The organism is Marinovum sp. E3 (genome assembly GCF_055755275.1).
This window is the reverse complement of sequence record NZ_CM146908.1, coordinates 2720334-2732899: the sequence shown is the minus strand read 5'-3', so window position 1 is coordinate 2732899 and position 12566 is coordinate 2720334. Positions and strand designations below refer to the sequence as shown.

Genomic DNA, 12566 nt, shown 5'->3' with positions numbered 1-12566 from the left:
GGTTCGGGACCGGTCAGTTCACCCGCGCGACGACATAGGTGGCGAGATCGTCGAGCATGGCGCGGATCGGGTGGTCGGGCAGGCGGGTCAGGGCGTCACGCGCCCTGTCGGCCCAGTCCAGCGCGTCCTGCCGCGCGGCCTCGAGGCTGCCGTGCCGCTCCAGCAGCGCCAGCGCCTGCGCGAGATCGCCGTCTTCCTGCCGCCCTTTCTCGATGGTGCGTTTCCAGAAGGCGCGTTCCTCGGCATCGGCCTGGGCCACCGCCTTGATCACCGGCAGGGTGAGCTTGCGTTCGCGGAAATCGTCGCCGACGTTCTTGCCGGTCGCCTCCGAGCCCCAGTAATCCAGCAGGTCGTCGACCATCTGAAAGGCGACCCCCAGCGCATCGCCAAAATCGAACAGCGCCTTGATCTCTTCTTCCGGGCGGCCGGCGATGACCCCGCCCACTTCGGTCGCGGCCGAGAACAGCGCGGCGGTCTTGCCACGGATCACTTGCAGATAGACCGCTTCGTCGGTGGCCAGGTTCTGTGCGGCCGAGAGCTGCAAGACCTCGCCTTCGGCAATCGTCGCGGCGGCGTTCGACAGGATGTCGAGCACCCGGAGATCGCCCGGTTCCACCATCAGTTGAAACGCGCGGGCAAAGAGGTAGTCGCCCACCAGAACGCTCGACTTGTTGTCCCACAGCAGGTTGGCGGTGGGCCGGCCCCGGCGTTGGGCGCTTTCGTCGACCACGTCGTCATGCAGCAGCGTCGCGGTGTGGATGAATTCGACCGTCGCCGCCAGCTTGACGTGATCGGCGCCCTCATAGCCGCACATCCGCGCACAGGCCAGCGTCAGCATCGGCCGCAGCCGCTTGCCGCCGGCATCGACCAGATGCGCCGTCACCTCGGGAATGCGCGGCGCATGTTTCGACGCCATGCGGCCCCGGATCACCTCGCCCACGGCCTCGAGATCCGCGGCGAGGAGCTCGGCCAGCCGTTCGTGAGGTTTTGCCACCGCGTTGTCCAAGCTCATCACACTCCCGTCACAAGGCTCGACATGTCTGCCACCTTGCCCTTACATCGCCAACATGGAAGAGCTGTTGCGCACCAACGACATCACCGTCATCGCCTATGCCACTGCCCTGTTGCAGGACGAGGGTATAGAATGGTTTGAATTGGACGTAAATATGAGCGTGCTCGAAGGATCGATCGGCATTTTGCCGCGCCGGCTGATGGTGCGCCGGGACGAGCTGGCGCGGGCGCGGGTGCTGATGCATGACCATGACATCCGTCTCGACTGAGACAACCGACAATGCCTTTCTCGGTGGTCGAGTGCAGCTGTTGCAGCCGCGCCGCGGCTATCGCGCCGGCGTGGACCCGGTGCTGCTGGCGGCGGCCGTCGCGGCGCGGCCGGGTGAGGCGGTGCTCGAACTGGGCTGCGGCGTCGGAACGGCGCTTCTCTGCCTCGGGGCGCGGGTGCCGGGACTGACGCTCTGCGGGGTGGAAGTGCAGTCCGACTATGCCGAACTGGCGCGGCGCAACGCCGCCCGCAACCGGCTGTCCGCCGAGGTGGTCTGCGCCGATCTGGCCGATCTGCCGCCCGGGGTGAAGGCCAGAACCTTCGATCAAGTCCTTGCCAACCCGCCATATTTCCAGCGTACCACCAGCCACGCCAGCCCCGATGCCGGGCGTGAGACGGGCCGTGGCGAGGGGCTGGTGCTGGGGCACTGGATTGCCGTCGCGGCCCGGCGGCTCAGGCCCGGCGGCTTTGCCACCTTTATCCAGCGCGCCGAGCGGCTGCCCGAGATGTTGGCAGGCTGCGAGGGGCGGCTCGGCGGGCTCGAGGTGCTGCCGCTGATCCCGCGCGCCGGACGGGCCGCGCGGCTGGTTCTGCTGCGCGGCCGAAAGGGCGGCGGCGCGGCCTTTCGCCTGCACGCTCCGGTTGTGCTGCACCACGGCGAAGCGCATCTGGCCGATGGCGACGATTACGCGCCTCGGATCGCGGATGTGCTGCGAAACGGGGCGGCCTTGCCTTTTGCAGCGGCAGGAAAACAAGGGTGAGCGGGGCTCCGCGGTCTTTCGCAGTCGCAGCGTGACAGAACTGTAAAAGTGTGCTGCACTGGGGATCCACACGAACCTTAGGAGGATCCTCATGAGCTTGAGTTCGCACCTGCACGAATTGAAGAAGAAGCATCAGGTACTGTCGGACAGGGTGGAGGAAGCCCAGCGGGCCCCAGGCACCGACGACCTGACAATCGCGAACCTCAAAAAGCAGAAATTGCGGCTGAAGGAAGAAATCTCCCGGATTTCGGAGGAAGTGGCCTAACGCGTCACCGTCGGCACCATGTGCGCTGCCGGTGCAAGAAATTCTGGCCGTGGCAAAGGGATGTAGCCCGGCCGGCTGGCCATCAGATGGGGGCGGGTGTCCGCCCCTTTTTGGTGCCGGGCCGCCGTGCGGCGGTGGCAGAACAGAAAATGGCCGGTCGCTGGGACCGGCCATTTCGCGTATCAGAAGCAAGTGCCCGGATCAGACGAAGAACTGGCCGCCGTTGGCCGAGATCGTCGAACCGTTGATGAAACCGGCGTCGTCGGAGGCCAGGAAGGCCACGCAGCGGGCGATTTCCTCGGGCTCGCCGAGGCGGCCGGCGGGGATCTGACCGATGATCGATTCGCGGACCTTTTCCGGCACCGCCATGACCATTTCGGTGGCGATGTAGCCGGGGCAGATGGCATTGGCGGTGATGCCGGCGCGCGCGCCTTCCTGCGCCAGCGACTTGACGATGCCGAGATCGCCGGCCTTGGTGGCGGCATAGTTGACCTGGGCGAACTGACCTTTCTGACCGTTGATCGAAGAGATCACGATGACGCGGCCGAACTTGCGCTCGCGCATGCCGGGCCAGATCGGGTGGACGGTGTTGAACACGCCGGTCAGATTGGTGTCGATCACCTCGTTCCATTGTTGCGGCGTCATCTTGTGGAACGGCGCGTCGCGGGTGATGCCGGCGTTTGCGACCACGATGTCGATCGGGCCGACCTCGGATTCGACCTTTTCGATCCCGGCCTTGGATTCGTCGTAGTCGCCGACGTTCCACTTGTAGGTCTTGATGCCGGTTTCCTCGGTGAACTTGGCCGCGGCCTCGTCGTTACCGGCATAGGTGGCGACCACCGTGCAACCCTGCGCCTTGAGCGCCTTGGAAATCGCCGCGCCGATACCGCGCGAACCGCCGGTGACGAGTGCAATTCTTGCCATGATCTTCCTCCAATTCAATCTGCGTTTGTAATGGTGTTACCGCGCCACCGTTCATTGCGCAACAATATTGCGCAACTTTCGTCTGTTGCGGTTTTTCCTGAGGGATGGGAGAGGCCGGGGCGCCCCTGCGCCCCGGCCGAAGGGTTACGGGCGTTCGACGCAGAGCGCCACGCCCATGCCGCCGCCGATGCAGAGCGTGGCGAGGCCTTTCTTGGCACCGCGACGCTGCATTTCGAACAGCAGGGTGTTGAGCACGCGGGCGCCCGAAGCGCCGATCGGGTGGCCGATGGCGATGGCGCCGCCGTTGACGTTCACGATCGAGGGATCCCAGCCCATGTCCTTGTTCACGGCGCAGGCCTGGGCGGCAAAGGCTTCGTTGGCTTCGACCAGGTCGAGATCATCGACCGACCAGCCGGCCTTTTCCAGCGCCTTGCGCGAGGCATAGATCGGGCCGACGCCCATGATCGACGGGTCGAGCCCGGCGGTGGCATAAGAGGCGATGCGCGCCAGCGGCTCGATGCCGCGCTTTTCGGCTTCGTCGGCCGACATCAGCAGGGCGCCGGCGGCACCGTCGTTGAGACCCGAGGCATTGGCCGCGGTGACCGAGCCGTCCTTGGTGAAGGCGGGGCGCAGCTTCTGCATCGCGTCGATGGTCGCGCCGTGGCGGATGTATTCGTCATCCTTCACCTCGATGTCACCCTTGCGGGTCTTGACGGTGAAGGGCACGATCTCGTCGGCGAATTTGCCGGCCTTCTGCGCGGCTTCGGCCTTGTTTTGCGAACTGACGGCGAATTCATCCTGCTGGTCGCGGCTGATCTGCCATTTCTCGGCCACGTTCTCGGCGGTCTGGCCCATGTGATAGCCGTTGAAGGCATCCCAGAGACCGTCGCGGATCATGGTGTCGATGTACTTCATGTCGCCCATTTTCTGGCCATTGCGCAGGTTGGCGCAATGCGGCGACATCGACATGTTTTCCTGGCCACCGGCGGCGACGATCGAGGCATCGCCAAGCTGGATGTGCTGGGCGGCAAGTGCCACGGCGCGCAGGCCCGAGCCACAGACCTGGTTGATGCCCCAGGCGGCGGATTCCTGCGGGAAGCCGGCGTTGATATGCGCCTGACGCGCCGGGTTCTGGCCCTGGCCCGCGGTCAGAACCTGGCCGAGGATGGTCTCGCTCACGTCGGAGCCTTCAATGCCCGCACGCTCGACAAGCGCCCGGAGCACGGAGGCGCCGAGATCATGGGCGGGGGTGTTGGCAAACGAGCCCAGGAAAGACCCGACAGGGGTCCGGGCGGCCGAGGCGATAACGACATTGGTCATGGTTTCTTCCTTCACCGTTTGTGGCGCAGGGAGGATAGCAGGACCTCATCGTGCGGCCCGTATCCTCCCGCCGCTCGAGACGATGCCATAACGTAAGCCCGACCATGCCACAACAGTTCCCGTACCGCTTGACGTGCATGTCGCAGCCGCGATTTACAACTGCCGGAATGGTCGGCAAGGGTGCTGAAATCTCAGGCGCTGGCCCGGGCCTTGCGGCCGTCAAGCCAGCCCGGAGACACCGTGGGCGCGCCGAAGAAATAGCCTTGCAGACAGTCGACGCCCATCGCCGTAAGTGCCGACACATCTTCGGCATTTTCCACATTCTCGGCCACGGTGAACATGTCGAACTGTTGTGCGATCGCGAGTATCGCCTGGGTCAGCACCTGGTTGTCGGGATCGGCATGGATGTTGCGGATGAACTGGCCGTCGATCTTGAGGATATCGAACTGGAACTGCTTAAAATGTCGCAGGGCGGTAAAGCCGGCGCCAAAATCGTCGAGCGCAAAGGCGATCCCGCGTTTTTGCAGGTCAGACATGAAGCCGATGACGATTTCGGGCACCAGCATGGCCGAATTTTCGGTGATCTCGAGAATCAGCCGTTCGCCCACCGTCGGATCGGCCTTGAGCCCGCGGTCCAGCGTGCGCATCCAGGGCCGATAGCCGATCGAGCGCGCCGACATGTTGATCGCAAGCCGCAGGGACGGCGTGCGCGCCAGCGTCAGCAGGCCCTTTTCCAGCGCCAGGCAGTCGATCCGCCGGCCTGTTTCGCTCTCTTCTATCGGCTGGATGAAATCGACGGCGGGAATCACCCGGCCGGTTTCGTCGAGCACCCGGATCAGCCCCTCGTAAAACGCCATGCGGTCGGGGCGGCGCGCCTGCACCACGGGTTGAAAGGCCAGCATCACCTGCTTGTGCCTGACCGCCTCATCGACCATGCGCAGGGTGTCACGGTCGCGCAGCATCAGCGCCTCGGCCAGCGCGTTGCCGTTTTGGCGGCGCCCGCGCATGTCAGTCCGTCGCTCGTTCATCCAAGACCCTCCGTTGCGGTCCCGGCCAATCTGCGCCACAAGGTTTAATCTGGGGTTTACAGGGTCGAAATAGCGAGGAGGGCAGATGGCGGATGCAGGTGGCAGGCGCTGTGGCTGGGCCGGGCCGGAGCCGATCTACCTTGCCTATCATGACACCGAATGGGGAGTGCCGGAATACGATGCCCGCGCGCTCTGGGAAAAGCTGATCCTCGACGGTTTTCAGGCCGGGCTGAGCTGGATCACGATTCTCAAGAAGCGCGCGGCCTTTCGCGCGGCCTTTGCCGGGTTCGACCCGCAGGTGATCGCCGGCTGGGGCGAGGCCGAGGTGGCGCGGCTGCTGGCCGATCCCGGCATTGTGCGTCATCGCGGCAAGATCGAGGCCACAATCTCCAATGCCCGGGCCTATTGCGAGCTGGGGCAGGGGTTCGACGATTTCCTCTGGCGGTACGTCGATGGCGTGCCGCTACAGAACCGCTGGGCCAGCGATGCCGAGGTGCCGGGCTTCACACCGCTGTCCGAGCGGGTGTCGAAGGACTTGAAGAAGGCCGGCTTTCGGTTTTGCGGCCCGACGATCACCTATGCCTTCATGCAGGCCTGCGGACTGGTCAACGACCATCTGGTCTGCTGTCCGCGGCATGCCGCCTGCGCGGCGCTGGCCGAGGGCGCCGATCCGTCAGGTGAGAGGCGCGCGCCCTGTTGACTCTGCCGCGCGCTGCTGTATACGCGCGGCTTCATTGGTGTTGGTGGCCCCCGCAAGGGGATGCCTGTCGAAGCCCCGGCAACGGGGTCTTAGAGGACAACGCCCTTTATATCGCCGCAGCAGGGCCGGGGCGGGACCGATTTGGAACGGTTTCGGATCAGGTTGCGGAGCCAAGGTAAAGGAGATCAGCCGTGACCAAACGCACGTCTGCCAAGTACAAGATCGACCGCCGCATGGGCGAAAACATCTGGGGCCGTCCGAAGTCCCCGGTCAACCGCCGCGAATACGGCCCCGGCCAGCACGGTCAGCGTCGCAAGGGCAAACTGTCCGACTTCGGCCTCCAGCTGCGCGCCAAACAGAAGCTGAAAGGCTACTACGGCGACCTGACCGAAAAGCAATTCCGCCGGATCTTCCGCGAAGCCGAGCGTCTGAAAGGCGACACCGGTGAGCACCTGATCGGCCTGCTCGAGCGCCGTCTCGACGCCGTGGTCTACCGCGCCAAATTCGTGCCGACCATGTTCGCCGCCCGTCAGTTCGTGAACCACGGCCACGTCACCGTGAACGGCCGCCGCGTCAACATCCCCTCCTACCGCGTGAAAGAGGGTGACGTGATCGAAGTCCGCGAGAAATCCAAGCAGATGGCCGCGATCCTCGAAGCCACCCAGCTGGCCGAGCGTGACGTGCCCGATTACATCGACACCGATCACTCCAAGCTGACCGCCACCTTCGTGCGCGCGCCCGGTCTTTCCGACGTGCCGTACCCGGTTGTGATGGAACCGAATCTCGTCATCGAATATTACGCACAGAACTAAATCGTTCTGGCACTGATGTTCCGAAAGGCCGCGCTGCTTGCGCGGCCTTTTTTTGTTCCGGCCCCGAGGAGACAGGCATGACTCAGGACTATCCCATCTATGGCCGCATCGACGGCCCGATCGTGATGATCGGTTTCGGCTCGATCGGCAAAGGCACCTGGCCGCTGATCGAACGGCATTTCGAATATGATGCGGATCGCTTTGTGGTGGTGGAGCCCGACAAGAGCCACCACAACTTCCTGCGCCAGCACAAGCTGAACTTCATCGACGTGGCGCTCACCGCCGAAAATTATCGCGAGGTGCTGGGCGGGTTGTTCCCCGACGGCAAGGGGTTCTGTGTCAACCTCAGCGTCGATACCTCCTCGCTCGATATCATGAAATTCTGCCGCGAGCTTGGGGTGCTCTACATCGACACCGTGGTCGAACCCTGGGCCGGCTACTATTTCGACACCGAGGACAATGCCGCGCGCACCAACTATGCCCTGCGGCAGAAGGTGCGCGACGAGAAGGCAGCCAATCCCGGCGGCACCACCGCCGTCTCCTGCTGCGGCGCCAACCCGGGCATGGTGAGCTGGTTCGTCAAGGAGGCGCTGCTGACGCTGGCCCGCGACACCGGCCGCGAGGCCGAGGCGCCCGCCGACCGCGAAGGCTGGGCGAAGCTGATGCAATCTCTGGGCGTCAAGGGCGTGCATATCGCCGAGCGCGACACCCAGGCGCGGCGCACGCCGCGGCCGCGGGGCGTTTTCGTCAACACCTGGTCGGTCGAGGGGTTCATCGCCGAAGGGTTCCAGCCGGCGGAGCTCGGCTGGGGCACGCATGAGACCTGGTTCCCCGAAAATGCCCATCGCCAGGAAACCGGCTGCAAATCCGCGATCTGGCTGGAGCGTCCGGGCGCCATCACCCGCGTTCATACCTGGTGTCCCACGCCCGGCCCGCAGTTCGGCTTTCTGGTGACCCACAACGAGGCCGTTTCGATCAGCGATTACTACACCGTGGGCGCGGGGCATGATCCCGAGTTCCGCCCGACCTGTCATTACGCCTATCACCCCGCCGATGACGCCGTGCTGTCGCTGCATGAGATGTTCGGTTCGGGCCAACAGCAGCAGAAACACCACATCCTCACCGAGGACGAGATCGTCGAGGGCATCGACGAGCTGGGCGTGCTGCTCTTCGGGCACGAGAAAAACGCGCTGTGGTATGGCTCGCGCCTGTCGAACGAAGAGACCCGCGACCTGGCGCCCTATCAGAACGCCACCGGCTTGCAGGTGACCTCTGCGGTGCTCGCCGGCATGGTCTGGGCGCTGGAGAACCCGCAGGCCGGCATCGTCGAGACCGACGAGATGGACCATGCGCGCTGTCTCGAGGTGCAACGACCCTACCTCGGGCCGGTCGAGGCGCATTATACCGACTGGACCCCGCTCAAGGACCGCTGGGAGCATTTTCCGGAGGACATCGACGAAAGCGATCCCTGGCTGTTCCGCAACGTGCTGGCGAGCTGAGGCGGGCGGGGAGCGCCCCGTGCCGCCTGCCGGCCGAGCGGCCCCGGCCCCGGCGCGGGGGCCGGGGCGGGTTGCCTCCGATGGCCGGCGCCTGTTGAGCGCAACCGCCCCCAAAGGCGATCTTCCGCAGCCGGGCCGCATGCCCCCGTCCCGGCCGCCGCGCCGGGACCTCGTGGCCGGCTCCCCCGCGCATCGCGCCCGGAGAGCCGCCGGTGGTGCCGTGCCGTCGCCGCTCCGCGGCACTGCGCACCTTCCCTTGTCTGCCCGGGCGCTCTAAGAGGTTGCCCTGAAAGGAGCCCCTCATGACGCTGATCACCCCGCAACCCGGGATCATGGAGATTGCCCTCTACCAGGGCGGCAAGTCGAAGATTGCCGGGCGTGACGACGTGCTCAAACTGTCGTCGAACGAAAACCCGCTGGGCGTGCCGCCCGGCGCGCAGGCGGCCATCGTGGCAGCGGCGGGGCAGGTGCATCTCTATCCCTCGACCGATCACGCCGCCCTGCGCGGCGCCATTGGCGCGGTGCACGGGCTCGACCCCGAGCGGATCATCTGTGGCGTCGGCTCGGACGAGGTGCTGCAATTCGTCACCCAGGCCTATGCCGGACCGGGTGACGAGATCATCCACACCGAACATGGCTTCTCAATGTATCCGGTTCTCACCCATATGACCGGCGCGACGCCAGTGCGTGTGCCCGAGGCCGGGCGGCGGGTGGATGTCGATGCCATTCTTGACGCGGTGACCGTGCGCACCCGGGTGGTGCTTCTCACCAATCCCGGCAACCCCACCGGGACGCTGCTCGCCGACGAAGAGCTGTTGCGGCTGGCCGATGGTCTGCCGGAGCGCGTCATCCTGGTGATCGACGCGGCTTATGCCGAATACGCCGAGAGTTACGACGGCGGCGCGGCGCTGGCGACCGAACGGCCCAACGTTCTGATGACGCGGACCTTTTCCAAGATTTACGGCCTTGGCGGCCTGCGTGTCGGCTGGGGCTATGGCCCGCAGGAGATGATCGACGTTCTGCGCCGGCTGCGCCAGCCGTTCAACCTGTCGGAATTGCAGATGGCGGCGGCCGAGGCGGCGGTGCGCGATGCGGACTGGCTGCACGACTGTGTGGCGCTCAACCGCGATCAGCGGGCGCGGCTGACCGGCGCGCTGCGGCAGTTGGGCCTGGCCTGCGACGACAGCGAGACCAATTTCGTGCTGGCGCGTTTTGCCGACGCGGCCGAGGCGGAGACGGCCGATCGGGCCTTGCAGGCCGCCGGCATCCTGGTGCGCGCGGTGGGCGGCTACGGCTTCCCCGAGGGTCTGCGCATCACCGTCGGCGACGCCGATCAGACCGGCCGGGTGATCGCCGCGCTCTCGCGCTGGCGGGAGGGCGGCTGATGGCGCAGATCTACGGCAAGGTTGCCCTGATCGGGCTCGGGCTGATCGCCTCGTCGATGGCTCATGCCATGCGGCGCGGCGGTGTCGCCGCGGAAATCAGCGGCTACGCCCGCTCGCAGGCGACGCGCGACACGGCACGCCGCATCCAGCTTTGCGATACGGTCTGCGACAGCGCCGAGGCGGCTGTCGAGGGCGCCGATCTGATCGTGCTCGCGGTGCCGGTGGGCGCGATGGGTGTGGTGGCCGAGGCCATCGCCCCGCATCTGAAACCCGGCGCCACGGTGATCGACGTCGGTTCGGTCAAGGCCGCCGTGGTCGAGGCGGTCGGTCCGCATGTGCCCGACGGCGTGCATTTCGTGCCGACCCACCCGATGGCCGGCACCGAGCATTCCGGGCCGGAGGCGGGCTTTGCCTCGCTGTTCGACAACCGCTGGACGCTGATCGTGCCGCCCGACGGCGCCGACAGGGCTGCGGTGGAGCGGGTCGAGGCCTATTGGCAGGCACTTGGCGCCAATTGCGAGCGGATGGAAGTGACGCATCACGATCTGGTCTGCGCCGTGGTCAGCCATATTCCGCACCTGATCGCCTATACGATGGTGGGCGTGGCCGACGATCTCTCCCGCGTGTCCGACCAGGAGGTGATCAAGTTCTCGGCCGCCGGGTTTCGGGATTTCACCCGCATCGCCGCCTCCGATCCGACGATGTGGCGCGATGTCTTCCTCACCAACAAGGAGGCGACGCTGGAAATGCTCGGTCGCTTCACCGAAGAGCTGTTTGCGCTGCAACGGGCGATCCGCACCGGGGACGGCGAGGAATTGTTCGATTATTTCACCCGGACGCGGGCGATCAGGCGTGGTATCATCGAGGCCGGGCAGGACACCGATGCCCCGGATTTCGGACGGGCGAAGAAACACGACAGGTAGGGTAACGAGGGGCGGTTGATGCGGGGGCTGGCGACGCGGGTTGTGACAAGGCGGGTACTGCCCGCGCTGCTGACCGGCCTTCTGGCCACCTCTGTCTCCGCCAGTTCCATGGCGCCCGAGACCAGCCTGCGGCCGATGGCGCGGTCGGTCGGGGTCTTTCTCGCGTCCATGTCCCGGGCGCAATTGCTGCCACCGCTGCCATTGCGCCCGCTGCGTTCGCCCCGGCCCACGGTGCGCCCCGAGGGGTTCGTGACCAAGATCATGGCACAGCGCGAAAAGCCGCGCGGCCAACTCTGCGGGCTGGTGGGGGTCGAAGGCGAAGAGATCGGCCCCGTGGCCGGCCGGATCGCCGGCTGCGGCACCGACCGGGCGGTCCGGGTCTCGGCGGTCTCGGGCGTGCAGCTCAGCCAGCGCGCGGTGCTGACCTGCGGCACCGCGCGGGCCTTGCAGTCCTGGGTCGACACCGGGCTGCGGCCGGCGGTGGGCAAGATGGGCGGCGGCATCGCCGGTCTGCGCGTTGCGGCGCATTATTCCTGCCGCACCCGCAACAACCGGCCCGGCGCCAAGATCAGCGAACACGGCAAGGGCAAGGCGATCGACATTTCCGAGATTGTCCTGGTCAACGGTGACACGCTCAACGTGCTGCGCGACTGGCGGCGGGGCCGCAAGGGGCGCGCGTTGCAGCGGGCGCATGGCGCGGCCTGCGGCATTTTCGGCACCACCCTGGGGCCGGGGTCAGACGGCTATCACGAGGATCATCTGCACTACGACACCGCGCGCCATCGCGGCGGCGCCTACTGTCGCTGAGCCTGCCAGGCGGCCCGCAGCCTGTCGCGCTGGTCCGGGGTGCGCTGGGCCACGGCGAGGTCGCCGATCATGTCGGACAGGGCCCGGCGCTCGGCGTCCCGGCTCCGCGCCCATTGGCTCAGAAGTTGCGCCAGCGCCGCGGTGCGCATGAACTCCGCGTCCGGCATCGGGATGCCCGAGCTGACCTTGCGGGATTTTTCGCGCCGCCCCGGGGGCGGGCGCAGGTCGAGCGCCCGAGAAAAGACGACCTGGGCGAGATCGGCGATTTCCTCCGCCTGTGCCGGCTCTGCCGCCTGGCGGTCCGAGACGAGGGCGAAGGCGAGACAGCGCATGACATTGGCCGAGCTGCGGTAGAACCCGGCGGGCAGGGGCCGGGCAAGCTGGCTGCGGCAGAGCGCCACCGCCTCGGTGGCGAGATCGGCCAGCAGCGCGGCATCGCCCAACATCAGCGCCGCGTTCAGCGCCACATAGGCCCGGGAAAAGCCGACGTGGCAGCGATCCTGCCGGATGTCCTCGCTGGTGGAAAACGCCGCGATCTCGTCACCGAGCGCCAGCAGCGGCGCCAGCCCTTCCGAAAGACGGGTGTCGTCGCCCAGCTCCAGCGCCTTGTGGGTCCGGGCAATGCGGGCATTGGCGCGGTGATGCGGCGCGAGGTCGGGCAGCGCGGCAATCGCGTCGAAAAGCGTGATCTGGTCGTCGAGTGCCGATGGCCGGGCCCGGGCGGAGTAGAGCACCGAGGCCGCGGCCCTGTTCTTGCGCGCTGCCGGCAGCGCCGCGAGCGAAGCGATGGCTTGTTCGACCGGGAGCGCGGCGAAATCCGGTAGCGCGCCCGAGGTTTTCGAGAGACCGAACAGGCCCACCGC

Annotated in this window: 14 protein-coding genes; 9 read left to right on the top strand and 5 right to left on the bottom strand. The window is 66.4% G+C overall.

Annotated elements, in window-relative coordinates; all coding sequences use genetic code 11:
- Nucleotides 1-13: 13 nt before the first annotated feature.
- Nucleotides 14-1012, bottom strand: coding sequence for a polyprenyl synthetase family protein (locus AC0J5K_RS13350; protein WP_074836251.1), 999 nt, complete (start codon nt 1010-1012; stop codon nt 14-16).
- A 55-nt stretch (nt 1013-1067) separates the two neighbouring features.
- Between AC0J5K_RS13350 and AC0J5K_RS13345 the strand changes: the two genes are divergently transcribed.
- The 3 genes from AC0J5K_RS13345 to AC0J5K_RS13335 all read left to right on the top strand — a co-directional run bounded on the left by AC0J5K_RS13345 (nt 1068) and on the right by AC0J5K_RS13335 (nt 2305).
- Nucleotides 1068-1280 (top strand): putative signal transducing protein, encoded by a 213-nt coding sequence (locus AC0J5K_RS13345; protein WP_048532770.1) that lies wholly within the window; start codon nt 1068-1070, stop codon nt 1278-1280.
- Nucleotides 1255-2040, top strand: coding sequence for a tRNA1(Val) (adenine(37)-N6)-methyltransferase (locus AC0J5K_RS13340; RefSeq protein WP_274566011.1), 786 nt, complete (start codon nt 1255-1257; stop codon nt 2038-2040). Before AC0J5K_RS13345 ends, AC0J5K_RS13340 begins: the two co-directional genes overlap by 26 nt.
- Nucleotides 2041-2131: 91 nt before the next feature.
- The gene (locus AC0J5K_RS13335) at nt 2132-2305 is read left to right on the top strand and encodes a YdcH family protein (RefSeq protein WP_074836254.1); all 174 of its coding nucleotides are present in this window, start codon (nt 2132-2134) and stop codon (nt 2303-2305) included.
- Between the two features lie 201 nt (nt 2306-2506).
- On the opposite strand, the gene phbB is transcribed toward AC0J5K_RS13335, so the two are convergent.
- The 3 genes from phbB to AC0J5K_RS13320 form a co-directional block, all read right to left on the bottom strand.
- Nucleotides 2507-3229: an acetoacetyl-CoA reductase gene (gene phbB, locus AC0J5K_RS13330; protein ID WP_048532766.1), complete on the bottom strand. Its 723-nt coding sequence runs from the start codon at nt 3227-3229 to the stop codon at nt 2507-2509.
- Between the two features lie 144 nt (nt 3230-3373).
- The gene (locus tag AC0J5K_RS13325; protein ID WP_048532764.1) at nt 3374-4549 is read right to left on the bottom strand and encodes an acetyl-CoA C-acetyltransferase; all 1176 of its coding nucleotides are present in this window, start codon (nt 4547-4549) and stop codon (nt 3374-3376) included.
- Nucleotides 4550-4740: 191 nt separating this feature from the next.
- The gene (locus AC0J5K_RS13320) at nt 4741-5577 is read right to left on the bottom strand and encodes an EAL domain-containing protein (protein ID WP_274566010.1); all 837 of its coding nucleotides are present in this window, start codon (nt 5575-5577) and stop codon (nt 4741-4743) included.
- 85 nt (nt 5578-5662) lie between these two features.
- Between AC0J5K_RS13320 and AC0J5K_RS13315 the strand changes: the two genes are divergently transcribed.
- The 6 genes from AC0J5K_RS13315 (at nt 5663) to AC0J5K_RS13290 (ending at nt 11703) form a co-directional block, all read left to right on the top strand.
- Nucleotides 5663-6277, top strand: a complete 615-nt coding sequence (locus AC0J5K_RS13315; protein ID WP_274566009.1) for a DNA-3-methyladenine glycosylase I — start codon at nt 5663-5665, stop codon at nt 6275-6277.
- Between the two features lie 191 nt (nt 6278-6468).
- The gene (gene rpsD, locus AC0J5K_RS13310; RefSeq protein ID WP_048532758.1) at nt 6469-7089 is read left to right on the top strand and encodes a 30S ribosomal protein S4; all 621 of its coding nucleotides are present in this window, start codon (nt 6469-6471) and stop codon (nt 7087-7089) included.
- A gap of 77 nt (nt 7090-7166) precedes the next feature.
- Nucleotides 7167-8588, top strand: a complete 1422-nt coding sequence (locus tag AC0J5K_RS13305) for a homospermidine synthase (RefSeq protein ID WP_074836258.1) — start codon at nt 7167-7169, stop codon at nt 8586-8588.
- 302 nt (nt 8589-8890) lie between these two features.
- On the top strand, nt 8891-9973 hold the full coding sequence (hisC, locus tag AC0J5K_RS13300; protein ID WP_274566008.1) for a histidinol-phosphate transaminase: 1083 nt from the start codon (nt 8891-8893) through the stop codon (nt 9971-9973).
- Nucleotides 9973-10896, top strand: a complete 924-nt coding sequence (locus AC0J5K_RS13295) for a prephenate/arogenate dehydrogenase family protein (protein ID WP_048532752.1) — start codon at nt 9973-9975, stop codon at nt 10894-10896. The genes hisC and AC0J5K_RS13295 overlap by 1 nt, the downstream gene beginning before the upstream one ends.
- Before the next feature lie 18 nt (nt 10897-10914).
- Nucleotides 10915-11703 carry an extensin-like domain-containing protein gene (locus tag AC0J5K_RS13290; protein WP_274566007.1) on the top strand — a complete coding sequence of 263 codons (789 nt, stop codon included), beginning with the start codon at nt 10915-10917 and terminating at the stop codon, nt 11701-11703.
- Here the strand turns inward: AC0J5K_RS13290 and AC0J5K_RS13285 are convergent.
- Nucleotides 11691-12563, bottom strand: a complete 873-nt coding sequence (locus tag AC0J5K_RS13285) for a hypothetical protein (protein WP_274566006.1) — start codon at nt 12561-12563, stop codon at nt 11691-11693. The two genes, AC0J5K_RS13290 and AC0J5K_RS13285, sit on opposite strands and share 13 nt — an antisense overlap.
- Between the last annotated feature and the right edge of the window lie 3 nt (nt 12564-12566).